A 20,407-nucleotide genomic window follows, 5' to 3' on the forward strand; every position below is an offset into this window, starting at 1 on the left:
AGGGAGACGCGCATCGGCTCAGCCCTGCAGACGGACTTCGACGCGGTCGCCGACGAGGCGGACGGCGTGCGTGCGCAGCTGCACGGCGGGCGCGGTCAGGCACTCGCCGGACATCAGGTCGTATTCGAAGCCGTGGTGCGGGCAGACGATCCGCCCGTCCGCCACCGCGCCTTCCGAGATCGGCAGGCCGAGATGTGAGCAGGCGTCCTGGAAGCAGGTCACCACCCGCCCGATGCGGCTCAGGATCACCGGCTCACCGGCGACGACGGCAGCGTGCACGCCGCCTTCCGGAACGGCGTCGAGCCGGCTCGCGAAGCTCCAGCGACCCTCGGCGCCGGCGGCGAACGGGCTGACGAAGTCGACGCGGCCGGCGCCGCCGCTCGTCCCCTTCACCTGGCGGACCGTGGCGATCTCCGGGCAGTGCTCCTCGATCGCCCGCTTGACGCCGGCGACGAAGGTGAGCACCGAGGCCGGACAGCCGTCGCAGTTGCCGAGGAAGCGCACGTCGATGGCGTCCGGCGGCGCGAAGGCGACGAACTCGACGTCGCCCCCGTGTGCGGCGAGCATCGGCCGCACCGTCTCGAGCGCCGCCTCCACCCGCTCCTGCAGGCTCGGCTGCACCAGCCCGTGGTGGCGCAGCACGGCGTAGACGATCGGATCGGCGGCGGCGGAGCGCAGCGCCTCGAGCGCGCCGGGAGCATCCTTGACGCCGGCGATCAGTCGCCGGAGCGCCGCGCGGTTCAGCGCATCGACGGCCCGTCGCAGCGCGAACACCACAGCCTGCTGGCCGTCATCCCAACCGGCGACGATCGCCTCCAGCCGTGCCACGTCGCCCACCAGCGCGTCGACATCCGCCTCGGCGGTCGTCTGCGGCAGCGGGCTCGGGGCGTTCATCCGGCGTCCTCCCGCGTCGCCCGGTGGTCCGGGCCGACGCTCGTCAGCGGAATTTCAGGTTGCGGAACAGCGCCGGCTGGGCGGCGCCGCCGACGAAGCTCGCGACCGCCGCGGCGATCACCGGCGCGAGGCCGGCGAGCTTCAGCGCGAGTAGGAAGACGACGAGCGTCAGCGCGATACCAATCGCCAACTGGCGCATCACCTCGTTCGGGTTCTGGAAGAGCCGCCCCCGCAGGAACAGCACGATCGATGCCTTCACCATCTCGAACATGACGGTCCCCTCAGAACGCGATCGCGGCGGCGACGACGCCGATCAGCACGCCGGCGACGCCCGCCAGCGGGCCGTAGAAACTCCCCATCATCGCGGCGAGCTCGTTGCCGAGCACGCGGCCGCCGACGGCGATGCCGCCGAGCGCGCCGCCGAGCGCCGAGAAGAGGATCGCGACCGCGACCGCGAGCACATTTGAGGCAAACACACCTTCCATCGACGATCTCCCTGCAAGGCCCAGTTCGGTGCGGCGCGGTCCGCCGGAGCGGAGCGCGCTTCAGTTCGCGGCGTATGCCGGCGTAGCGCCGTTCGACTTCGGCGCGGCGTCCAGCTCCGCCTCGATGTCCGCGATCATGCCGGCGACGGCGCCGACCTTCGCCTCTTCGCCGGCGGCGGCGAAGATCTCGGCCGCCTCGCGGTACCGGGCGAGCGCGCGGACGAGGTTGCCGCGGTTGCCGGCCTCCGGCCGATCGAGGTCGTCCGGCAGGCCGCACAGGCAGTTCGCCTGGTTGGCGATGGTGTTGGCGTATTCGACAGGCGCGGCGGCGCGGGTGCGCACCTTCAGCGCCTCCTCGTAGGCGTCCAGCGCGCGCAGGCGGTTTTCGACCGTATGCGCGGAGGAGACGGTCTGCAGCGCGTTGCCGAGGTTGTTCTGCAGCATCGCGTACTCGCTCGGATGCTCGACGAAGTCGACCACCTTCAGGCCCTCCTGGAACGCCTGCACGGCGAGCGCCTCGCGCATCTTGGCGCGCTCGTCGGAGAACGGGATCGACAGGAAAGCGGTGGCGAGATTGTTCTGCAGGATGGCGAATTCCTTCGGATACCGCCGGCCGTCGAAGGTCCGGAGCGCCCGCTGGTAGGCGGAGATGGCGGCGGTAATCGGCGCGGCGCGGGCGGCGGCGAGGCTCTGCAGCACTAGGCCGAGGTTCATCTCGACCTCGGCGATCTCTTCTGCCCGGCCTTCGTGCTCGAGGATGCCGCGGGCGGTCTCCAGATGCTCGCGTGCCCGCTTCAGCGGCCCGATGTCGTCAGTCGGCACAGCCTGGAGGGCGGTGGCGAGGCGGGCGTGGACGCGGCCGCGCAGCAGGGCGTGCTCGGGCGGGCAGAGCGCCAGCGCGGTCTCGTAGAGCGTCACCGCCTGCAGCAGCTGCTCGGGAGATTTCGGACGGGTCTGCAGGCCCATCGCGATCTCCATCAGCATCTCGACCTTCTCGGCGAGCGTCGCGTCTTCCGCCTCGACGGCAGCGAGCGCGGCCTTCACCTCTGATTCGGCGCGGGACGGCATCAATGGCGTTTCCTCTGGGCGTCCGTCGCTCGTCGGCGGCGGATCGTTCGATCGAAGACTAGGGCGGTTGAACATGGAAGTCTAGTTGATTTTCTCTTTGTAAAGTTAGTTTGCAGTCTGGCGAAACAGCCCCGGCACGACGAAGCCGGCGGCGGCCTCGTCCCACGCTCCCATTGCGAAGCGCTCGATTGTCTCGTCGACGCCGTTGAGACGGAAGAAGTCGGCGGCGTGGACGGCGCGGTCACCACGGGCGTTGACCTGCTTGACGAGGAACCCGCCGGCCTCGGGACCGGCCACCGGCAGCACGAGGAGATCGTCGCCGCGTCGCAGCAGCGCGACGCTGGCGCGCCCCGCCAGGGCCGCCTGGTAGTCGGCCGCATCGAGGTAGAGGTGGTCGCGATGCAGGCGGAACTGCACGCTGCGCGCGGCCGGGCCGCCGGTCACCGGCCGGCCCCGGTGACCTGCGCCGCGGCGGACGCCTGTCGCAGCGCGTCGATCAGCGCGGCGATCCTGGCCGTGACGATCGCCGCCGCCCGCTCCACCTCCGGCGACAGCGCGAGCCCGTAGCCGAGCGTCTTCGCCTCGATCAGGAACACCGTCACGTCGGCGGGGAAGGCGTCCTTCCAGATGCGCCGGCCGGCGTGCAGGGCGTGGTCCCAGCGGAAGTCGTGCAGCGTCAGGTTCGGCGGCGGACGGCTTTCGAGCTCGCTGCCCGGCACCTCGAACACGGCGCCCGGCTCGGCGCCCGACCGGCAGGCGTCGACGACGACGAGCCGCGTCGCGTCGCGCGCCTGGAAGAGGATCTCCATGCCGCCGGTGCCGGCGTCGAACACCTTGACGCCTGCCGGCAACGGGTCGCCGGCAAGGAGGCGCTGCACCACCACGACGCCGACGCCGTCGTCGCACCGCACGAGGTTGCCGCAGCCGATCACCACGAGCATCGCGGGCGTCCCCCCGCCTTGCGGCCGTCAGATCCGCCAGAGCCGGCAGGACCAGTCGGGCTCGACCGGCACGGCGAGCTCCGGCAGTTCGCAAAACCGGCGGTGGACGAGATAGTACATGCAGCTCTCGCACGGCTGCTCGAAGTCGGCGTGCACCACCACGTGGTCGGTGAAGCCGGCGACGACGAGCCGGCCGACGAGGTCGTCCGGTGCCAGCGCGCGCAGCCGGGCGATCACCGCCTGCACGTCCTCGTGGGTGTCGCAGCGCGGCTCGACCTCGGTGGCGAGGCCGCCGGCGAGCAGGGCGGCGATGCGGCCGCGCACCGCCTCGTCGTTCTCCAGGGTGAGCGTCATGCGGAGCCTCCTTCGCGCCGGCGGGCGCCGCGCCGCCGGTTCAGATGCGCCAGAGCCGGCACCACCAGTGCGGCTCCACCGGCACGGCGAGTTCGGGCAGGTCGCACCACTTACGATGGACGAGGTAGTACATGCACTCGAGGCAGCGCTGCTCTTCCTCGCCGTAGGGGTGGTCGACGAAACCGCCGATCACCAGCTTCTGCTCGAGGTCGCCCGCCGGCAGCTCGCGCAGTTCCCGAAGAATCTGACTGAACTCCTTTTCCGTCTCCGGAAAGGGCTCGGTCATGGTCTCCAAGCCGCTCGCGAGCAGCTCCGCGATGCGTGCGAGCACCTGATCGTGATCCTCCACCGGCATGCCCTTCTTCTCCCCACGAAGGGTCCACTCGGGAGCGCGGCGAGGCCCGCCAAACGGGGCCGCCACGCCTTGGGCGTGATCGGAGTCGAAGGCCACCATTGCCCCCTCCGCGGCGAGGATCATGCTGTCCTGAAGCGAGCGAGCTCCTCCCCCGTCTTGGCATCGTGCGCATGCACCGTGCAAACTAGACAGGAGTCGTAGGAGCGGCAGACGTGGCCGACCTCCACCGGGTCGTGCGGGTCGCGGATCGGGATGCCGATCAGCGCCTCCTCGATCGGGCCGCGCTCGCCGGTGGAGGCGCGCGGTCCGACGTTCCAGGTGGTCGGTGCGATGATCTGGTAGTTCTTGATCTTGCCGCCGCGCACCTCGATCCAGTGGCAGAGCGCGCCGCGGATCGCCTCGGTCGCCCCCCAGCCACGACCGTCGCGCTCGGTCGGCTTGATGTACCATTCGTCGCCGAGCCGCAGCTCGCGCAGCACCCGCTCCATCTCGCGGTAGATCTTGACGCCCTCGTGCATGCGGGCGAAGTGGCGCAGCGCCACGCTGGCGCCGCCCGTCTTGCGGTAGATGTCGAGTACAAGCGGGTCGTAGTGCTGCCAGGCCTCGCCGTGGCGGCCGCCGGCGACGAGCTGGCGCGCCAGCGGTCCTGCCTCGAGCCGGCCGTTCTCGCTGTGGCCGACGGCCGTCGACCACGAGTACTTGCCGTTCGGGTCGACGTCGTTCTTCTGCACCGGCTTGGTGGTGCGGTCGAAGGGGTGCACAGGCCCGCCCTCGTCGTACCAGGCGTGCAGCGTGTCCTCGCGGGTGAACGACTGGTCCATCAGCTTGTGGGTGTCGGTGGCGCCGTCGTAGACGCCGCTCTTCATGATCAGCGCGGCGTTGCGGCCCTCAATGGTCGGCTTGTTGTATTTGTCCTCGTGCGGCAGGTAGCCCCAGGTGACGAACTTGCCGTGGCCGCGCCCGTAGGTGTCGAGGCCGATGTCGTGGCTCATCCGCCAGAACATGCCGAGGTCGGAGTTCGCGTGCTCCGGCCGCTCGTCGAGCCAGGCCATGAAATCGTCGTAGGAGCGGATCTCCTCGTAGCGCTCCAGCGAGCAGCCGAGCCAGATCGGCTCCAGCCAGTTGCGGCGGAAGTGCTCGAGAATCGACCAGGCGCGGGTGACGTCGGTGAGCGTCGGCGCACACATCACGCCGCCGGGCACCATGTAGCTCGAGTGCGGCCACTGCCCGCCGAGCAGCGCGTAGATCTCCACCGGCCGCCCGGAGATGGTGACGCCGATCTCGTAGTTGGTGCCGGTGAACGGCGACCACCGCTTCACCGCCTCCTCGTAGTAGCGGCTGCCGGCATAGGCCTTGTTCGTGTAGTCGATCATGAACAGGCCGTAGTGGTGGCGCGGCAAGCTCTGCAGGGATTCGGCGAGCTGGCCGAGGTTGCGCGCCAGGATGGCGTTGCGCGGCACCGTCGTCGCCCAGGCGGTGTCGAGCGCCCAGGCAGCGCATGTGAGGTGCGAGGCGCCGCAGATGCCGCAGGCGCGCGGCGTGACGACGAGGCCGGCCTGCGGATCCTTGTCGCGCAGGATGATCTCGAAGCCGCGGAACAGCTCCGCCTGCGTCCAAGCGTTGACGACGCGTCCGTCGGCCACCTCGACGCGCACGTCGAGGTCGCCCTCGACGCGGCCGACCGGCGAAATGTCGAGCGTCTGTACGGCTGCCTGAGCCATAATGAATTCCTCCCGGAGATGTTGATTGCGTCGGTGCGGCCGGTGGCCCGGCTCAGACGACGAAGATGTCGCGCTCCGCCCACGCCGGAGCGGCGGCCTTGGCCGCGGCGGTCAGCTTGATGTAGCCGGTCTTGTCGACGCCCAGCGGCATGTCCTTCGGCACGCCCATCACCGTCTGCGTCTTGAAGACGGTGCCCGGCGCGAGCTCGAAGAACGGGAACTCCGGCTCGGTGCAGCCCATGCAGGGCATGCCGGCGCGCGTCTTCGACGACTGCCGGTTCCACAGGATGCGGTTGCACGGGCTGTGGGTCATCGGGCCGCGGCAGCCGAGGTCGTAGAACAGGCAGCCCTTGCGCTGGCCGAACTCGGTCGCCGAGACCTTGTAGGCGAAGTGCATGTTGCGGGTGCAGCCGGTCTGCGTGAAGCTCGTGAAGAACGTCTTCGGCCGCTGCAGTTCGTCGAGCGCGAGGTCGCCTGCCCGCCCGGTAGCGACGGCGACGAGGATCTGCGTCACCCAGTCGGGGTGCGCCGGACAGCCGGGGATGTTGATCACCGGCAGGCCGGCCTTCGACTTGAAGCCGGTGCCGAGCGAGCCGCCGGGCGCCCGCTTGAGGAACTGCAGGCCGACCGACTCGCTCGGGTTCGGCGCCGTCGCCGGGATGCCGCCCCATGTGGCGCAGTCGCCGATCGCCACGACGAACTGCGCGGCGTCCGAGAGCTCCTTCACCCAGTCCTTCATCGGGCGGCCGCAGAAGCGGTTCCAGTTGCCGGTGCCGTTCGGCGCGTTCACCACCGAGCCCTCGAAGACGAAGATGTCGAGCGGGATCTTCCCCGACACGCAGTCGACCAGCATCTGCTTGACGTTCTCGCCGAGCTCGAGGCCGAGCGAGGGATGCCAGAGCACGTTGATGCCGAAATCGGTGACGAGATCGCAGGCGCTCGGCTCCTCGGCATTGAGAAACGACATCGTGTTGCCGGAACACGCTCCGCCCTGGAGCCAAAGCAGGTTCGCCATTGTTTCCTCCGGTGGTGGGCCGGCGTCGCTCGGACGATGGCCTCGTTCGTTTAGAATGGTTGTGAGCAAGCCCCGTGCCAGCGCTTGGCGATGCGCGAATATTCGTGCACTATCAATTGGTTACCAAAATTCGCCGACGTCGCGAACGTCCGCGATCGGGCTCAACTGACAACAAAGTTTGTTGTCTGGCTGAAAACTAAGTTTTCTAGAATGAAAAGGGACAGAGCCGCCGGCTCAGCCGTGGCGGTTGCCACAGCGGGGGCACTCGACCTCGAGCGCATAGCCGAACCAGATGCCGCGGCAGCGGCTGCACCAACGGCCGGTGGTGCCGGCCGTGCGCATGCCGAGGCGGCGCGCCATCGCGCCGGTACCGAGGTCGACGAAGCCGCCGGGGCTTCCCGCCGGCGTGGTGCGCGAGAGCGGAAACCGCACCAGCGCGCCACCGTCGGTGGCGCCACGTTCGTCGTCGGTCGCCATGCCTCGCTCCCTCGACCACGCCGCCGATGCGGCGTCCGCACCATCAATCAATCCCGCAGGGGACCGCCCTCGTCCAGACCGTAGCGGCGGATCTTGTTCGCCAGGCCGACGCGCGACAGGCCGAGGTCCCGGGCGGCGCGGCTCTGGTTCCAGCGCTGCTTCTCGAGGGCGTGGCGGACGAGCTGCTGCTCGAGCGATTCGACCATCTCCTTCAGCGACTTGCCTTCGGCCGTCAGCCCGCGTGCGGCGGCCGGCCGCGGCGTCGCCTTCAGCTTGGCGAACTCCGGCGAGAGATGTCGGCGCGTCAGGTACTCGCCGTCCTTCGCCAGCGCCACCATGCGGCGGATCTCGTTCTCGAGCTCGCGCACGTTGCCGGGGAAGGTGTAGTCGCGGAACAGGTCGACGACGTCGTTGGCGACGCCGAGCACGCGGTTGCCGAGCATGCCGCCGTGCTTGCTGACGAAGAACTCGGTGAGCACCGGGATGTCGTCGGGCCGCGAGCGCAGCGGCGGCACCTCGAGCTCGAAGCCCTTCAAGCGGAAGTAGAGGTCCTCGCGGAACTTGCCGGCGTCGACCATCGGGCGCAGCGGCTTGTTGGACGCGGCGATGACGCGCACGTCGCAGACGAGCACCTGGTCGGTGCCGAGCGGCTTCACCTCGCCCTCTTGCAGGAAGCGCAGCAGGCTCACCTGGAAGGACGGCGAGATCTCGGAGATCTCGTCGAGGAAGACGGTGCCGCCGTCGGCGGCGCGAAACAGCCCGAGCCGGTCGCTCACGGCGCCGGTAAAGGCGCCGCGCCGGTGGCCGAACAGCTCCGAGTGCAGCAGCTCGTCGGGGATGCCGCCGCAGTTCTGCATCATCAGCGGGCTGGACGAGCGGGTCGAATGGAAGTGCATGGCGCGGGCGAGCAACTCCTTGCCGGTGCCGGTCTCGCCCTTGATGAGGATCGGCAGCTGCGTGCGCGCCGCCTCGCGGGCGAGGTTGCACAGTTCCGCCATCGCCTCGCTGGCATAGACGAGCCGCTCGAACGAGGACGCCTGCACCTTCGCCGGCGCGTCCGGGCGATCCTGGAAGACGGCGGCGTCCTCGCCGATCTTCAGTTCGCGCGCCAGCAGGCGGTGGCGGCGCGCCAGTTCGCGCGTCTCGAGCGCCCGCTTGACGACGAGGCCGACCTGCTCCGGCTGCAGCGGCTTGGTGAGGTACTGGTAGGCGGCGGTGCGCGACAGGATCTCGCCCAGCTCCGCCCCGGTGTCCCCGACGAGCAGGACGCGGACGAGGTAGGGGTGGGTGAAGCGCAGCCGCGTCAGGAACTCGACGATGTCGCAGCCCTGCGCGTCGAGATCGGCGACGACGAGGTCGACGTGCGCGTCGCGCACGATGTCGTTCACCTCCGATTCGCGTGACGCGGTCAGCACGCGGTATTCCGAGGCGGCCGCCAGCGCGTCCGCCGTGTCCCGGTGCTGATCCTCAAGATCGGCGACGATGAGGATCGTGGATTGCGGGACCATTGTGACCGGAGGTGTCAACTAGATTATCTATTCGATAGCATTCCTGACATGCCCGCGCAATTCTATGAGCGACCCGGGGCGCCGTCGGCGCGGAAGAATGCTCCGATCTCCTCCAGCCTCGCCTGGGCCATCGCCTGGGTCTGCGGCGCGTGAGCCCAACCGATGGAGGATGGTGATGGTGATCGGGCAGCCTTTGCGCTGCCGGCCCTCCGTCGCCAGTTGCACCTGCCTCGAGATCCACGCGCGAACTGCGGCCAAGCCCTTCACCCTCTCTGGCAGGCTCGCCCGGAAATGCGCGGCAGATGATCGAGCTTGGCTCCGGAAGTGGACCCGCGCCGCACGTGGGCGTTCGGGCAAAGGACCCGGCAGACTGATCGTGCTCGTCGCGCAACGTCCCATCGTCACGTCCGACCACTCCATCCGTCTGCCCGATCAGGCCGAGCTTACGTGTCGAGGTGCTCCTCGGGCAGGATCGCCACAGCCCGCGTCCAGCCGGCTGAGGCACCGCGGATCTTTACCGGGAAGCAGGCGATCGTGAAGCCCGTCGGCGGCAGCGCCTCGAGGTTGTGCAGCTTCTCTAGGTGGCAGTAGGCGCGCTCGCGGCCGGCCTTGTGGCCTTCCCAGACGAGCGAATAGTCGCCCGTGGCGGCGACCCGCGCTTGCGTGACATCGAACGGCGCGTCCCAGCTCCAGGCGTCGGTGCCGGTGATGCGGACGCCGCGCTCCAGAAGGTAGAGCGTCGCCTCGCGGCCCATGCCGCAGCCGGCGCGGACATAGTCGTCCGCACCGTAGCGGACGCCGGCACGCGTGTTCACCACGACGATGTCGTAGGGCTGCAGGGTGTGGCCGATGCGTGAAAGCTCGCGCTCGACGTCGAGAGCCGTGGCAACTGTTCCGTCGGCGAAGCCGCGGAGGTCGAGCTTCACGCCCGGCCGGAAGCACCAGTCGAGCGGGATCTCGTCGATCGTCGGCGAGCGCTCGCCGGGGCCGAGGGCGTGGTTGGTGGTCGGGTGGAAGTGCCAGGGCGCATCGAGATGCGTGCCGTGGTGGGTGGTCACCGTCAGCTTCTCTATCGCCCACGCGGCGCCGTCGGGCAGGTCCTCCGGCGTCAGGTCCTGGAACGAGGCGCGCATACGGTCGATGGTCTCACCGTGGCCGAGATAGGTGATCTCGGGGCGCGAATATTCCGGATCGCTGGCGACCCCGTTCTCGATCGGCACGGACAGGTCGACGAAGCGCGGCATGAGGCGGGATTCCGGAAGCGATCGGGGAATGGTCAGAGGCCGAGATATGCGCGGCGGATGGCGGGATCGGCGGCGAGCGTCGCGGCCGCCCCCTCCGTCACCACCCGGCCGGTTTCCAGCACGGTGGCGCGGTCGGCGGCGGCAAGCGCCATCTCGGCGTTCTGCTCGGCGAGCAGCACCGCCATGCCACGCGCCTTCAGCACGGCGAGGAGGTCGACGATCTGGTCGACGATGATCGGCGCGAGGCCGAGCGTCGGCTCGTCGAGCATCAGCACCTTCGGCCGGCTCATCAGCGCCCGTCCGATCGCCAGCATCTGCTGCTCGCCGCCCGACAGGCTGCCAGCGCGCTGGCCGGCCCGCTCGCGAAGGCGCGGGAACAGCGCGACCATGTCCTCGATGAGCGCTGCGACGTCGGCGCCGGCACCCTCCGTGGCGCCGAGTTCGAGGTTCTCGAGCACCGTCATCTGCGGGAACCCGCGCCTCGTCGACGGCCAGATCCGCGGCGGCATCGCCCAAGGCATCGGCACGGCGCTCTACGAGAAGTACCACTACGACGAGGACGGCCAGCTCCTCACCGGTTCGCTCGCCGACTACGCCGTGCCGACCGCGCACGAAGTACCCGACATCGTCGTCGACCACGTCGAGACGCCGTCACCGTTCACCGAGTTCGGCATCAAGGGCTGCGGCGAAGGCGGCCGCCTCGCCGCCATGCCGGCGATCGCCGCAGCGATTGACGACGCCTTCGCGGATGAAGAGCTGTTCGTCGCCGAACTGCCGGTGACGCCGTCGGCGCTGCACGGCATGCGAAAGGACGCCGAGCTGACGCGTTCGGGCGGGACGATTGTGCAGAGGACCGGCGAGACTTCCCAGCATCGCGACGCTGCCACCGCTTCCCGGCAGGAGCATCACGCCAGCCGCACGGGCCGGGCCGTCGAGCGTCATAGGCCATGATCCACTACGCCATGGGCTGCCTCCTCCTCAGGAGGATCGCTCACGAGTGAATTTCACAACGGACTCTCAGCAATGCTGCAAGCTGCAAATCGAGAGCGTCCTCGAAGCGTCGCGTCGCAATCTGAAAACCCAGCGGAAGGCCAGGGACATCCATCGGCACCGACACGGCGGCAAGGTCGAGGAAGTTCACGAAGCGGCCGTCGGGAGCGACGACACGAGCCTCATCCACTTCCGCCCTCATCCACTTCCGCCACCGGAATGGCGGTCTCGCTGTAGGCGGGGGTCGCTATCGCTTCGAAACTTTCGAGACGTTCGGCGAAGGCGCTCTTGGCGTCTTCGCGGCGTGCGAGGATCGACTGATATTCGTCTGCAAGGATGTTCCGGCCCGCGCGGATGCGGGTGCGGATCACTGCGTTGACGCGGCTGGTATCAGAGTCGGCGCAGGATTGCAGCGTGCGGTAGCTTTCGAAACTCATCATCCGGCCCGCTCGGGCGAGGTAGTCGGTCAGACGCTCGGGTGGTCGGAATTCGCCGATGATCGCCCCATGGGCAGTCAGCGTGTCGAGCGCCGCAAGAATGGCGCGGCGCGTCTCTGCGTTTGCGGCAGACAGCTCGTCCTCGGCAAGACGACCCAGACGAAGTCCTGCGACGGGCAAACCAAGGCGAGCTGCAAAGTCGATCTTGGGCGCGCAGGGTTGTCGGATCGGCGGGGTCAACCGCGCCATGGCGCGCGCGGGACGGCGACCGGCGCAACTTCGCGGCCCTTGCGCCGCGCCACTACCAGCGCAGTTGCGCGGCGTTGCTGATGGCTGCGGCATAGGCCGACCGGGCACTTGCGCCGGTTCTGCCGAGGCTGTGCCGCCCCACTACTCCCGCGTTCGCACAAACCGGAGCAGAAGGTTCGAATCCAGCGCCCTCCCCTCCGCCATATTTACGATCTAAGCTATTGAAAAGCCTAAATCTGAGCTGGCTGAAGTCGGCCCTACCTACACAAAAACCTACACAATGCGGGTGGACACGGGCATCCTGGCGCGGATGTGACTGGACGCTCGAAAGGCCGGCTACGCCATCGACTCGTGAGCCCACCGCGGCGTCACAGGCTCCGCCCGGCAACCGGGACGAGACCGAGTAACACGATAGCGCCGGCGGACAGGACCTCCAGCGCGCGGCCGAGGCGGTGCCGCACCGCGCCCGTCCGCTCGATCAGCCGCAGAAGGCGGGTCCTGAATAGGATGGCGGCGATGGGAAACGCCGCTACGGTGACGATCATACCGGCGGCAAAGGCGGCGGACAGGATGAGGCCGACGGCGATTTCGTCGCGCGAAGCCGCATAGGTCATGATGAACGTCGTGAGCGGGCACGGAACGAGGCCCGCCGCCATCGCCAGCACCGGCCCGCTGCCGGACGCCCGGTGTGCGTGCGGGCGGAGCGCCCTCCAGAGGAGGAAGAGGCCGATCGCGACGACGAGCATCTGGCTCGCGAGCTCGAGCGCCGGCGCACGACCCGCCGCGCCGAGGGTCCGCTGCAGCAGGGCGTAGCCCGTCAGCACGAGCAGGATCGCCGACCCGACGTGGGTGACGATGAGCAGGGCGGACGAGGCGAGAGCCGCCTTCACCTTGCCGGAGCCTGCATAGAACGACACCAGCACCGCCTTGCCGTGGCCCGGCAGAAGGGCGTGAAGCATGCCGAAGGCGAACACCCCGGCGACGATGCCGGGGAGGTCGTGCCAGTTCGCCGCCCGCAGCTCGCCGAGGGCGGCGAGTGCGCCGGCGTAGAGCCAGCCCTGCAGCTCGAACGCCACCTTCAGCCACGTCTCGGGCATGTCGACCTCAGACCAGCCCTTGCGTCGCCACCGCCACGACGACGTATCGGCCGACCTTCGCGATGGCAACGAGGAGCACGAACATCGGCAGGGGCTCGCGCAGCACGCCAGCGACGACGGTCAGCGGGTCACCGATGATCGGTACCCACGACAGCAGCAGGGACCACTTGCCGAAGCGGCGATACCACCCTTCGGCGCGCGCGAGCGCCTGTTCGCGCACGGGGAACCAGGGTCGATCCCGGAACCGGCCGATGAACCGGCCGAGCACCCAGTTGACGACGGACCCGAGCACATTGCCGACGCTCGCGACGGCCACCGCCGTCACCGGCGGATATCCGGCCGCCACCGTCGCCGCGAGCACCGCCTCGGACTGGGCCGGCACCAGGGTCGCCGCGACGAAGGCCGTCAGGAACAGCCCCGCATAGACGGCGAGTTCGGTCATGCCGCGCGGGCCGCGATCCCGATCCATCCGTGCCAGGCGACATAGACGCCGACGGCGATGATCAGCAGGCCGGAAACGTAGGGCGCGCGCCGGGCGAGCGTCGAGAACCATGACCAGCGCTTCGTGGCGTGCCGCACGCTGAGGGCGGCCGCCGCGCCGACGGCGACGAGGGTGATGGCGAGGCCGATCGAGAAGCAAAGCACTAGCGTGAAGCCGAGGGTGAGTTCCTTCAGCTGCAGGCAGAGGAGCAGCACCGTGATCGCCGCCGGACAAGGAATGAGCCCGCCCGTCAGGCCGAACAGCACGATCTGCCAGTTGGTCACCCGGCGATCGGCGAACCGGCGGCGGATGTCGTTGGCGTGGGCAAGTTCGTGCGCGTCCTGATAGCCGTCGGTCGCGACCTCGAGCCCGCGCAGCTCCTCGTGGATGTGGTCGTGCCCGGTGCCCTCGACGAACGACAGGTCGTAGTCGTGGGTGTGGCCCCCGTGGCCGAGGCTGAGGCGGGCCATGAACTGGTGGGGCTCGGGGATTTCGGAAACCGACTCGAGATAGTCGCCGCGGCTCGCAAAGATGAAGATGTCCCGCCGCCCGTCCGGCCGCTCGGTGACGAGCCGCACGTCCTTCGGAGACCAGCGGGCGCCGCTCTCGGTGCGGACGAGCCATCGCGGCGGGACGCCGCCCTCGAAGATCTCGACGGCGATGGTGCCGTGGCCGGTGTCGATGCGGCGGACGTCGTGATGATGGTTGGCGCCGGTCGGCGCGTGGGTGTGTGCGCCGGAGGCGGCCTTCGCGCGCTGCTGGTCCTGAAAGGTGCGCCACAGCATCCACAGAGCGACGGCGATGATGATGGCGGCCGAGGCGAGCTGGAAGTAGGGCTCGGACGCCTCGGCATCGACGCCCTGCCAGAAATAGAGGCCCCCGAGGGCGATGCCCCAGACGACGAGGGTGTGGGAGGCGGTCGCCGCAAGACCGAGCATCACGGCCTGGGTTACCGTTCCGCGGATCGCGACGATGAACGCCGCCATCATCGTCTTCGAGTGGCCGGGCTCCAGCCCATGCAGCGCGCCGAGCAGGATGGCACTCGGGATGAAGAGCCAGGCGTGCGCCGAGCCCTGCTGGATCAGCTCCGCGAACGACGGCATAGGGCGCTCACAGGTACTTCGTGATGGCCTTGAACTCGTCGATCGTGCGGCGCTGATCGCGCGGCAGCGGGCCGACGACGTCCTCCAGGCAGTGATCGAGGTGGTCCTGGATGAGGGTCTTCTTCGCCTGGGCGACTGCCTTTTCCACCGCGTGCAGCTGCTGCGCGATGTCGATGCACGGGCGGCCGGCCTCGATCATCTCGATGATGCTGCGCAGGTGGCCGTCGGCGCGCCGCAGGCGCTTCACGATAGCCGGGTGGGTTTCGTGGATGTGAGGCTTCTCATTCATGACTTGAACCTATCCCCCCGGGGAGGATATGACAAGCAGCCGCCACCGAGGGCTCGCCCCCTCCAGCCGAGTATCGCCCCGGAAATGCAGACTGCTTTCCTCCGCACCGTGCTTCGCCTCGCCTTCACCGCCATGATGATGGCTGCGGTCGTGCTGGCGCCGGGCGGAACCTCGCCGCACCACGACCCTGCGACGCTCGCTGGGTCGCTGGCTCTGGCCGAGCAGGAGAGACACGGCCACGCTCACGAGGAGATCGACCGGCCGGCGGACGGGATAGCGGGCGTGCACGAGCATGACGCCGCCGATCACGCGCACGACACGACCGTGCTGCCCGACTGGACTGCATCTCCAGCGGCCGACCCATCCTCGCGCTGGTGCCGCCTTCCCTCGCCCGGGCCATGCAACGGCCTACCCGATCGCCTCGACCGACCGCCGAGGGGCAGCGCGGCGGCATGACCGCGCTCTCGCGACACCTGCCCCTTTGACGGAGTCTCCCTTCTGATGTTCCCGACCACTCCCGGACGATGCGACCCTGCGCTGCAGGGGCTCTACACGCCTCTGTGCGCCCTGCTCGCCGCCTTCTCACTGCTCGCACTGCTGTCTGCCCCCGCCCTCGCTCACGCCGTCGCCGAGGGCGACAAGGGCTATATCCAGGAAATCACCGGCATCCACATCCTGCCGTTCGTCTATCTCGGTGCCAAGCACATGGTCACGGGCTACGACCACATCCTGTTCCTGCTCGGCGTCATCTTCTTCCTCTACCGGATGCAGCACATCGGTCTTTACGTGACCCTGTTCGCCATCGGTCACTCGACGACGATGCTGCTCGGCGTCTACTTCAACATCGGCATCAACAGCTACATCATCGACGCGATCATCGGCGTCTCCGTCGTCTACAAGGCGCTCGACAACATGGGCGCCTACCAGCGCTGGTTCGGCGTCCAGCCGAACACCAAGATCGCCACGCTGATCTTCGGATTCTTCCACGGCTTCGGGCTGTCGACGAAGATCATCGAGTACGACATCTCCCCCGACGGCCTCATCCCGAACCTGCTCGCCTTCAATGTCGGCGTCGAGATCGGCCAGTTGCTGGCGCTCGGGGCCATCCTCATCGTGATGAGCTACTGGCGGCGCACGGACAGCTTCTGGCGCCACGCCTACACCGCAAACGTCGTCATCATGACCGCCGGCTTCGTCCTGATCGGCTATCAGGTCACCGGCTGGTTCGTCTCCTGAGCTTCCCGAACGAGGATCACCACCATGTACAACAGCGACATCCCCAGCCGAGCCGAACTGCCGACATCGCGGCAGCTCCTGCGCTCCACCATCATCGCGATCCTCGCGGCCGCCGCCATCCTCGTGACGATCGTGCTGCCGTCCGAGTACGGCATCGACCCGACGGGGGTCGGCCGCGCGCTCGGCCTGGCCGAGATGGGCGAGATCAAGACCCAGCTCGCCGAGGAGGCCGAGCGGGATCGTCAGATGGACCAGCAGCAGGGCGCGCCGGCGACGGCTCCCGGGCCGAACTCCAGCCTGATCGACCGCTTCTTTGCGGAACTGTTCATCGGTTCGGCGCACGCCCAGGAGGCGGCGCCGGCGCGCACCGACGAGATCTCCGTCACGCTGACGCCCGGCGAAGGTACGGAAGTGAAGCTCGCCATGAAGCGGGGCGCCAAGGTCGACTATGCTTGGTCGGCCGCCGGTGGCGTCGTGAACTTCGATCTGCACGGCGACGGTAGCGGCGAGTCGATCAGCTACGTGAAGGGCCGCGGCCTGCCGTCGGACGCAGGCGTGCTTGAGGCGGCCTTCGACGGCAACCACGGCTGGTTCTGGCGCAATCGCACGGGCGGCGACGTGACCGTGACGCTGCGCGTCAGCGGCGACTACACCGACATCAAGGAAATGCAGTGAGGTTGGTGGCCGGCCCCGCCAGTGCGGGGCCGGCGCCATGGCACACTCGCGGGGTCGTCTCCCCCGCAAGCGGCCATCGCATGCTCCGCGCGTAAATCCCGACCGTGCGGGGGCCGCCGGCTTGACTTGGGTCCGGGTTGAATCCACTGCTTGGCGTAAGGGGTGCATCGCAACGACCCCGTGAGGCGTCAGCCCAACGTTGCGTCCAAACTCTCTTCTTTGAGGAGATGGGCGCGATGACGTCTGCAATCTCGATCACGGTCTCCCAGGTGTCCCGGCTCGTCGGTTTGCCGGGGGCTCCGACCATCATCGACGTCCGAACGCCGGACGACTTCAACGCCGACCCTCGTCTGCTGCCCGCCGCGGTGCGCCGCGACTTCCAGGCCGTCACTCAGTGGGCTTCGGAATTCGTGGGCCGTCGTGTCGTCGTCGTATGCCAAAAGGGCCAGAAGCTCTCGCAGGGGGCGGCCGCGTGGCTCCGTTATGAAGGCGTCGCCGCCGAGGTTATGGAAGGTGGGCACGGGGCATGGCGCGAGGCCGGAGGCCTCCTGATCAACCTCGAGAAGTGCCCTACGCCTGACGAGATGGGCCGCACCGTCTGGGTGACGCGGACGCGCCCCAAGGTCGATCGCATTGCCTGCCCCTGGCTGATCCGCCGATTCGTCGATCCGGCCGCCGTCTTCCTGTTCGTCGACCCGGCCGACGTCGCAGCCGTGGCCGACCGCTTCAAAGCCACGCCGTTCGACATCGACGGGGTGTTCTGGAGCCATCGGGGCGAGCGCTGCACCTTCGACACGATGATCGAGGAATTCGGGCTCAGGTCCGAACCGCTCGACCGGCTGGCCCTGATCGTGCGCGCCGCCGATACCGCCCGCCTCGACCTGGCCCCCCAGGCGGCGGGCTTCCTGGCTGCGTCCCTCGGCCTATCGCGGATGTACCGCGACGACCTCGAACAGCTCGAAGCCGGGATGCTCCTCTACGATGCCTTCTTCAGGTGGTGCCGCGACGCAACGGAAGAATCGCACAACTGGCCGGCGGCGGGGAAGGCGTCATGAGCGACGTGAGCCTGACCAAACACACGGTCGATGAGCATGTCCGGCCGGCCCCGGCGCCTCCCACCTTTGGCGAAGCGGTAAGGCTCTGGGCGAGGATCGGCCTGTTGAGCTTTGGCGGTCCCGCCGGGCAAATCGCGTTGATGCACAAGGAGCTCGTCGACGAACGCCGCTGGATCGGAGAAGAGCGTTTCCTGCATGCCCTCAACTACTGCATGCTCCTGCCGGGCCCTGAAGCGCAACAGCTGGCGATTTATATCGGCTGGCTGCTTCACCGGACGGTCGGCGGCCTGGTCGCCGGCCTTCTCTTCATCTTGCCCGGCGCGCTCGTGATGCTCGGCTTGAGCATCTTCTATGTGCTCTACAGCGACGCACCGACCATCGCGGCCCTGTTCTTCGGGATCAAGGCGGCGGTGCTCGCCGTGGTGATCGAGGCCGTCATCCGGATTGGACGACGCGCCCTGAAGAACCGCGTCATGGTGGCGATCGCCGTCCTCGCCTTCCTCGCGATCTACGTGCTGAACACGCCGTTCCCGCTCATCATCTTGGCCGCGGGCATCGCGGGTTGGATCGGCCACCGGCTCGCCCCCGCCTTCTTCTCAGGGGCGTCGCACGGGAAAGGCCAGGCCGCCGCCTTCAAGGGCGCGGTCGATCTGATGTTCGAGCGCGGCGAGCTCACACACACGACGCCCACGCGATGGCACGCGCCCCGCACGTTGGCGATCTGGCTGCCGATCTGGCTCGGACCCGTGCTGCTAATCTGGGGGCTCACCGGCTGGGAGAGTGTGTGGACGCAACTCGGCGGCTTCTTCAGCGTCATGGCGGTCGTGACGTTCGGTGGGGCCTATGCCGTGCTCGCCTACGTCGCACAGGCAGCGGTGTCATCCTTCGGCTGGCTCGCGCCGGGCGAGATGGTCGACGGACTGGGCCTTGCGGAAATGACGCCCGGGCCCCTCATCCTCGTCCTGCAGTTCGTCGGCTTCATCGCGGCGTTCCGGGATGCCGGATCGCTCACCCCCCTCCTGGCGGGCTCGCTCGGTGCGCTGCTGACGCTGTGGGTGACGTTCGTGCCCTGCTTCTGCTGGATCTTCCTCGGGGCGCCATACGTCGAGGCCTTGCGGGGCAACAAGGCGCTGTCGGCCGCCCTGAGCGCGATCACGGCGGCTGTGGTCGGCGTCGTCGTCAACCTCGCCCTCTGGTTCTCCATGCACGTGCTGTTCACGCAGGTGCGCACGATCGGGCTCGGGACGGACGTTCCTGTCCTCGCCTCGCTCGACTGGAGGGCGGCCCTGCTCGCGATCGGGGCCGTGATCGCCATGCTGTGGTTCAGGGTCGGGATGATCCCAACCCTCGCCGCCAGTGCGGCCGCGGGGGCGTTGCTCATGGCCGCGGGATAGTCCTCCGGCAGAGATGGAGACTCCGCCTAAAGTCTACCCAGTCGCGGGAGCGAACTCGCTCCCGCCAAATATCGCCGGCATATCACGCAGCCTCGGGCCAGTCGTGATCTTCTTCAAACGAGGGTGGGTTCTTGACTATCGGTAAGGACGTGCCCTGCGCCGACTGGACGAGCATCAGGAAGGGGTTCTCGGGTGTGCCCAAAGACCGCTTCGGATCGAACAGCCCGAGATGCTTGCCCAAGTCCACGAGCGCCGCTCGCTTGTCTGCGATCTTGATCTTCGCCGTCTTCGTCACGTCGCCGTCGTCACCGACGTGAACGGCGATATCCAGCGCGGCGAGCCCGGCCGCGGTGTCGTCGTCCAGTTCATGAATCGGAACGAGCGACCCATCGGGGCGGAAGAACTTCCGCGGGTCGAGGAAGGCAATTTTTGCCAACTCGCGAATCACCCGGTCCGCCGTGATCTCCGTCCGGATCTGCCGTTCGGCCATCGCAGCTTCGACGGCGGCAGCAACCTGAGCATTCCGCAGCATACGGTTGCCGTTCGTCTCGGCCGATCGCGGGCTGTAGCCGGCACGGATGGCTGCCCGGGTAGCGTTGAGGTCGACGAGGTATTCCTGGACGAACCGGGCCTGCCTCGGGGTCAACTTCGCGCTCACTGGAGCCTCCAATAACCAGATGTGGTGTACCTATCCAACAGATACCGCAATTTATAGCGCATTGCGAGCACAGGGAGCGCCGCTGGTGAGATTTTGCGGATCCGGCGCCCATGCCCCGCAGCCGGGGGGGGGCGAACGCGCACGACGGGGCTCTGGAGCAGCCGCAGTAAGGGGGGCGGGCCGGCCAGGAGTTATCCCCCCACCGGACAAGCCGCCCACCGTCTCAGAGTGAGCGGTAGCTCGCCCCAGACTGGGAAGCACATCGCGGGAGCGCCCGCCTTGGAGGGGGCGCTCCCGCGTAAGGGGTATGGGGGGTGTGGTGGCAGGGTGTTTGAAGGCGTTTGCGGGCGTCTGAAGGATGTTTGAAGAGCGCTGGAAGCCGCGTTTGAAGCTCCGAAGTCAACCATTTTGTACGGTGTGAAGGCGTTTGAAGGGGGGTGCTATGGCGTCTGAAGCCCCTCTGAATCGGCGTCGCCGCCAGCCTCCACGTCGCCCGGCCCGTCGGGAAGCAAGCTTCAGTCGCCGTCCGCCGCCGTTTCTGGATCGGGTTCCGGAAAGTCGGCCGCCACGACGATCCGCCTCAATCGGCGGCTCGGAGGCCCATCTTCCACAATCTTGATCAAGCTCGACGCAAAGAGCCGGTTCATCGCCCCGCGAAGGGCAGCCTTTGACAGACCCATC

Annotated in this window: 27 protein-coding genes; 6 read left to right on the plus strand and 21 right to left on the minus strand. The window is 68.3% G+C overall.

What is annotated here, in order from left to right; genetic code table 11:
- Positions 1–18: 18 nt before the first annotated feature.
- From RUR49_RS19670 to RUR49_RS19735, 14 genes are all read right to left on the minus strand, one after another.
- The gene (locus RUR49_RS19670) at positions 19–894 is read right to left on the minus strand and encodes a NifU family protein (RefSeq protein ID WP_409148096.1); all 876 of its coding nucleotides are present in this window, start codon (positions 892–894) and stop codon (positions 19–21) included.
- Between the two features lie 43 nt (positions 895–937).
- Positions 938–1,165, minus strand: a complete 228-nt coding sequence (locus RUR49_RS19675) for a hypothetical protein (protein ID WP_409148097.1) — start codon at positions 1,163–1,165, stop codon at positions 938–940.
- A 10-nt stretch (positions 1,166–1,175) separates the two neighbouring features.
- Positions 1,176–1,379, minus strand: a complete 204-nt coding sequence (locus RUR49_RS19680) for a hypothetical protein (protein WP_409148098.1) — start codon at positions 1,377–1,379, stop codon at positions 1,176–1,178.
- A 60-nt stretch (positions 1,380–1,439) separates the two neighbouring features.
- Positions 1,440–2,447, minus strand: a complete 1,008-nt coding sequence (locus RUR49_RS19685; RefSeq protein WP_409148099.1) for a hypothetical protein — start codon at positions 2,445–2,447, stop codon at positions 1,440–1,442.
- 105 nt (positions 2,448–2,552) lie between these two features.
- The gene (locus tag RUR49_RS19690) at positions 2,553–2,891 is read right to left on the minus strand and encodes a hypothetical protein (RefSeq protein WP_409148100.1); all 339 of its coding nucleotides are present in this window, start codon (positions 2,889–2,891) and stop codon (positions 2,553–2,555) included.
- Entirely contained in the window at positions 2,888–3,388 is a 501-nt protein-coding gene (locus RUR49_RS19695) for a hydrogenase maturation protease (RefSeq protein WP_409148101.1), read from the minus strand. Before RUR49_RS19695 ends, RUR49_RS19690 begins: the two co-directional genes overlap by 4 nt.
- Positions 3,389–3,415: 27 nt before the next feature.
- Positions 3,416–3,742 carry a hypothetical protein gene (locus RUR49_RS19700; protein ID WP_409148102.1) on the minus strand — a complete coding sequence of 109 codons (327 nt, stop codon included), beginning with the start codon at positions 3,740–3,742 and terminating at the stop codon, positions 3,416–3,418.
- Positions 3,743–3,782: 40 nt separating this feature from the next.
- Positions 3,783–4,097, minus strand: a complete 315-nt coding sequence (locus RUR49_RS19705) for a hypothetical protein (protein ID WP_409148103.1) — start codon at positions 4,095–4,097, stop codon at positions 3,783–3,785.
- A gap of 119 nt (positions 4,098–4,216) precedes the next feature.
- The gene (locus RUR49_RS19710) at positions 4,217–5,818 is read right to left on the minus strand and encodes a nickel-dependent hydrogenase large subunit (RefSeq protein ID WP_409148104.1); all 1,602 of its coding nucleotides are present in this window, start codon (positions 5,816–5,818) and stop codon (positions 4,217–4,219) included.
- Positions 5,819–5,870: 52 nt separating this feature from the next.
- The gene (locus RUR49_RS19715) at positions 5,871–6,833 is read right to left on the minus strand and encodes a hydrogenase (RefSeq protein WP_409148105.1); all 963 of its coding nucleotides are present in this window, start codon (positions 6,831–6,833) and stop codon (positions 5,871–5,873) included.
- 234 nt (positions 6,834–7,067) lie between these two features.
- Positions 7,068–7,310: a hypothetical protein gene (locus RUR49_RS19720; protein WP_409148106.1), complete on the minus strand. Its 243-nt coding sequence runs from the start codon at positions 7,308–7,310 to the stop codon at positions 7,068–7,070.
- A gap of 47 nt (positions 7,311–7,357) precedes the next feature.
- On the minus strand, positions 7,358–8,818 hold the full coding sequence (locus RUR49_RS19725) for a sigma-54 dependent transcriptional regulator (RefSeq protein ID WP_409148107.1): 1,461 nt from the start codon (positions 8,816–8,818) through the stop codon (positions 7,358–7,360).
- A gap of 443 nt (positions 8,819–9,261) precedes the next feature.
- On the minus strand, positions 9,262–10,062 hold the full coding sequence (locus RUR49_RS19730) for a cyclase family protein (protein WP_409148108.1): 801 nt from the start codon (positions 10,060–10,062) through the stop codon (positions 9,262–9,264).
- A gap of 32 nt (positions 10,063–10,094) precedes the next feature.
- The gene (locus RUR49_RS19735) at positions 10,095–10,526 is read right to left on the minus strand and encodes an ABC transporter ATP-binding protein (RefSeq protein WP_409148109.1); all 432 of its coding nucleotides are present in this window, start codon (positions 10,524–10,526) and stop codon (positions 10,095–10,097) included.
- Here RUR49_RS19735 and RUR49_RS19740 point away from each other — a divergent pair.
- On the plus strand, positions 10,492–11,013 hold the full coding sequence (locus RUR49_RS19740) for a molybdopterin cofactor-binding domain-containing protein (RefSeq protein WP_409148110.1): 522 nt from the start codon (positions 10,492–10,494) through the stop codon (positions 11,011–11,013). The two genes, RUR49_RS19735 and RUR49_RS19740, sit on opposite strands and share 35 nt — an antisense overlap.
- A gap of 40 nt (positions 11,014–11,053) precedes the next feature.
- Here the strand turns inward: RUR49_RS19740 and RUR49_RS19745 are convergent, their stop codons facing one another.
- The 6 genes from RUR49_RS19745 to RUR49_RS19770 all read right to left on the minus strand — a co-directional run bounded on the left by RUR49_RS19745 (position 11,054) and on the right by RUR49_RS19770 (position 14,708).
- The gene (locus RUR49_RS19745) at positions 11,054–11,242 is read right to left on the minus strand and encodes a hypothetical protein (protein ID WP_409148111.1); all 189 of its coding nucleotides are present in this window, start codon (positions 11,240–11,242) and stop codon (positions 11,054–11,056) included.
- A complete protein-coding gene (locus RUR49_RS19750; protein ID WP_409148112.1) occupies positions 11,235–11,738 on the minus strand; it encodes a hypothetical protein in 504 nt (167 codons plus the stop codon). The genes RUR49_RS19745 and RUR49_RS19750 overlap by 8 nt, the downstream gene beginning before the upstream one ends.
- Before the next feature lie 368 nt (positions 11,739–12,106).
- On the minus strand, positions 12,107–12,835 hold the full coding sequence (locus RUR49_RS19755) for a sulfite exporter TauE/SafE family protein (RefSeq protein ID WP_409148113.1): 729 nt from the start codon (positions 12,833–12,835) through the stop codon (positions 12,107–12,109).
- Between the two features lie 7 nt (positions 12,836–12,842).
- Positions 12,843–13,277 carry a YqaA family protein gene (locus RUR49_RS19760; RefSeq protein ID WP_409148114.1) on the minus strand — a complete coding sequence of 145 codons (435 nt, stop codon included), beginning with the start codon at positions 13,275–13,277 and terminating at the stop codon, positions 12,843–12,845.
- Entirely contained in the window at positions 13,274–14,419 is a 1,146-nt protein-coding gene (locus RUR49_RS19765) for a nickel/cobalt efflux transporter (protein ID WP_409148115.1), read from the minus strand. Before RUR49_RS19765 ends, RUR49_RS19760 begins: the two co-directional genes overlap by 4 nt.
- 7 nt (positions 14,420–14,426) lie before the next feature.
- Entirely contained in the window at positions 14,427–14,708 is a 282-nt protein-coding gene (locus RUR49_RS19770) for a metal-sensing transcriptional repressor (protein WP_409148116.1), read from the minus strand.
- Positions 14,709–14,792: 84 nt separating this feature from the next.
- Here RUR49_RS19770 and RUR49_RS19775 point away from each other — a divergent pair, with 84 nt between their 5' ends.
- From RUR49_RS19775 to chrA, 5 genes are all read left to right on the plus strand, one after another.
- Positions 14,793–15,164, plus strand: coding sequence for a hypothetical protein (locus RUR49_RS19775; RefSeq protein WP_409148117.1), 372 nt, complete (start codon positions 14,793–14,795; stop codon positions 15,162–15,164).
- A gap of 45 nt (positions 15,165–15,209) precedes the next feature.
- A complete protein-coding gene (locus RUR49_RS19780; protein ID WP_409148118.1) occupies positions 15,210–15,944 on the plus strand; it encodes a HupE/UreJ family protein in 735 nt (244 codons plus the stop codon).
- Between the two features lie 24 nt (positions 15,945–15,968).
- Positions 15,969–16,619, plus strand: a complete 651-nt coding sequence (locus RUR49_RS19785; RefSeq protein WP_409148119.1) for a transmembrane anchor protein — start codon at positions 15,969–15,971, stop codon at positions 16,617–16,619.
- A 236-nt stretch (positions 16,620–16,855) separates the two neighbouring features.
- Complete coding sequence (locus RUR49_RS19790) at positions 16,856–17,674, plus strand: chromate resistance protein ChrB domain-containing protein (protein ID WP_409148120.1); 819 nt, start codon at positions 16,856–16,858, stop codon at positions 17,672–17,674.
- On the plus strand, positions 17,671–19,068 hold the full coding sequence (gene chrA / locus RUR49_RS19795) for a chromate efflux transporter (RefSeq protein ID WP_409148121.1): 1,398 nt from the start codon (positions 17,671–17,673) through the stop codon (positions 19,066–19,068). The genes RUR49_RS19790 and chrA overlap by 4 nt, the downstream gene beginning before the upstream one ends.
- Before the next feature lie 82 nt (positions 19,069–19,150).
- Here the strand turns inward: chrA and RUR49_RS19800 are convergent, their stop codons facing one another.
- Positions 19,151–19,726 (minus strand): terminase small subunit, encoded by a 576-nt coding sequence (locus tag RUR49_RS19800; protein ID WP_409148122.1) that lies wholly within the window; start codon positions 19,724–19,726, stop codon positions 19,151–19,153.
- Positions 19,727–20,407: the final 681 nt, after the last annotated feature.

This window comes from Pseudoxanthobacter sp. M-2, from assembly GCF_046156265.1.
Taxonomy (GTDB): Bacteria; Pseudomonadota; Alphaproteobacteria; order Rhizobiales; family Segnochrobactraceae; genus CAMDHY01.

Coding starts and splice junctions, on each gene's coding strand:
- RUR49_RS19670 (WP_409148096.1), bottom strand. CDS start 894: ATGAACGCCCCGAGCCCGCTGCCGCAGACGACCGCCGAGGCGGATGTC.
- RUR49_RS19675 (WP_409148097.1), bottom strand. CDS start 1,165: ATGTTCGAGATGGTGAAGGCATCGATCGTGCTGTTCCTGCGGGGGCGG.
- RUR49_RS19680 (WP_409148098.1), bottom strand. CDS start 1,379: ATGGAAGGTGTGTTTGCCTCAAATGTGCTCGCGGTCGCGGTCGCGATC.
- RUR49_RS19685 (WP_409148099.1), bottom strand. CDS start 2,447: ATGCCGTCCCGCGCCGAATCAGAGGTGAAGGCCGCGCTCGCTGCCGTC.
- RUR49_RS19695 (WP_409148101.1), bottom strand. CDS start 3,388: ATGCTCGTGGTGATCGGCTGCGGCAACCTCGTGCGGTGCGACGACGGC.
- RUR49_RS19700 (WP_409148102.1), bottom strand. CDS start 3,742: ATGACGCTCACCCTGGAGAACGACGAGGCGGTGCGCGGCCGCATCGCC.
- RUR49_RS19705 (WP_409148103.1), bottom strand. CDS start 4,097: ATGCCGGTGGAGGATCACGATCAGGTGCTCGCACGCATCGCGGAGCTG.
- RUR49_RS19710 (WP_409148104.1), bottom strand. CDS start 5,818: ATGGCTCAGGCAGCCGTACAGACGCTCGACATTTCGCCGGTCGGCCGC.
- RUR49_RS19715 (WP_409148105.1), bottom strand. CDS start 6,833: ATGGCGAACCTGCTTTGGCTCCAGGGCGGAGCGTGTTCCGGCAACACG.
- RUR49_RS19720 (WP_409148106.1), bottom strand. CDS start 7,310: ATGGCGACCGACGACGAACGTGGCGCCACCGACGGTGGCGCGCTGGTG.
- RUR49_RS19725 (WP_409148107.1), bottom strand. CDS start 8,818: ATGGTCCCGCAATCCACGATCCTCATCGTCGCCGATCTTGAGGATCAG.
- RUR49_RS19730 (WP_409148108.1), bottom strand. CDS start 10,062: ATGCCGCGCTTCGTCGACCTGTCCGTGCCGATCGAGAACGGGGTCGCC.
- RUR49_RS19735 (WP_409148109.1), bottom strand. CDS start 10,526: ATGACGGTGCTCGAGAACCTCGAACTCGGCGCCACGGAGGGTGCCGGC.
- RUR49_RS19750 (WP_409148112.1), bottom strand. CDS start 11,738: ATGGCGCGGTTGACCCCGCCGATCCGACAACCCTGCGCGCCCAAGATC.
- RUR49_RS19755 (WP_409148113.1), bottom strand. CDS start 12,835: ATGCCCGAGACGTGGCTGAAGGTGGCGTTCGAGCTGCAGGGCTGGCTC.
- RUR49_RS19760 (WP_409148114.1), bottom strand. CDS start 13,277: ATGACCGAACTCGCCGTCTATGCGGGGCTGTTCCTGACGGCCTTCGTC.
- RUR49_RS19765 (WP_409148115.1), bottom strand. CDS start 14,419: ATGCCGTCGTTCGCGGAGCTGATCCAGCAGGGCTCGGCGCACGCCTGG.
- RUR49_RS19770 (WP_409148116.1), bottom strand. CDS start 14,708: ATGAATGAGAAGCCTCACATCCACGAAACCCACCCGGCTATCGTGAAG.
- RUR49_RS19775 (WP_409148117.1), top strand. CDS start 14,793: ATGCAGACTGCTTTCCTCCGCACCGTGCTTCGCCTCGCCTTCACCGCC.
- RUR49_RS19780 (WP_409148118.1), top strand. CDS start 15,210: ATGTTCCCGACCACTCCCGGACGATGCGACCCTGCGCTGCAGGGGCTC.
- RUR49_RS19785 (WP_409148119.1), top strand. CDS start 15,969: ATGTACAACAGCGACATCCCCAGCCGAGCCGAACTGCCGACATCGCGG.
- RUR49_RS19790 (WP_409148120.1), top strand. CDS start 16,856: ATGACGTCTGCAATCTCGATCACGGTCTCCCAGGTGTCCCGGCTCGTC.
- chrA (WP_409148121.1), top strand. CDS start 17,671: ATGAGCGACGTGAGCCTGACCAAACACACGGTCGATGAGCATGTCCGG.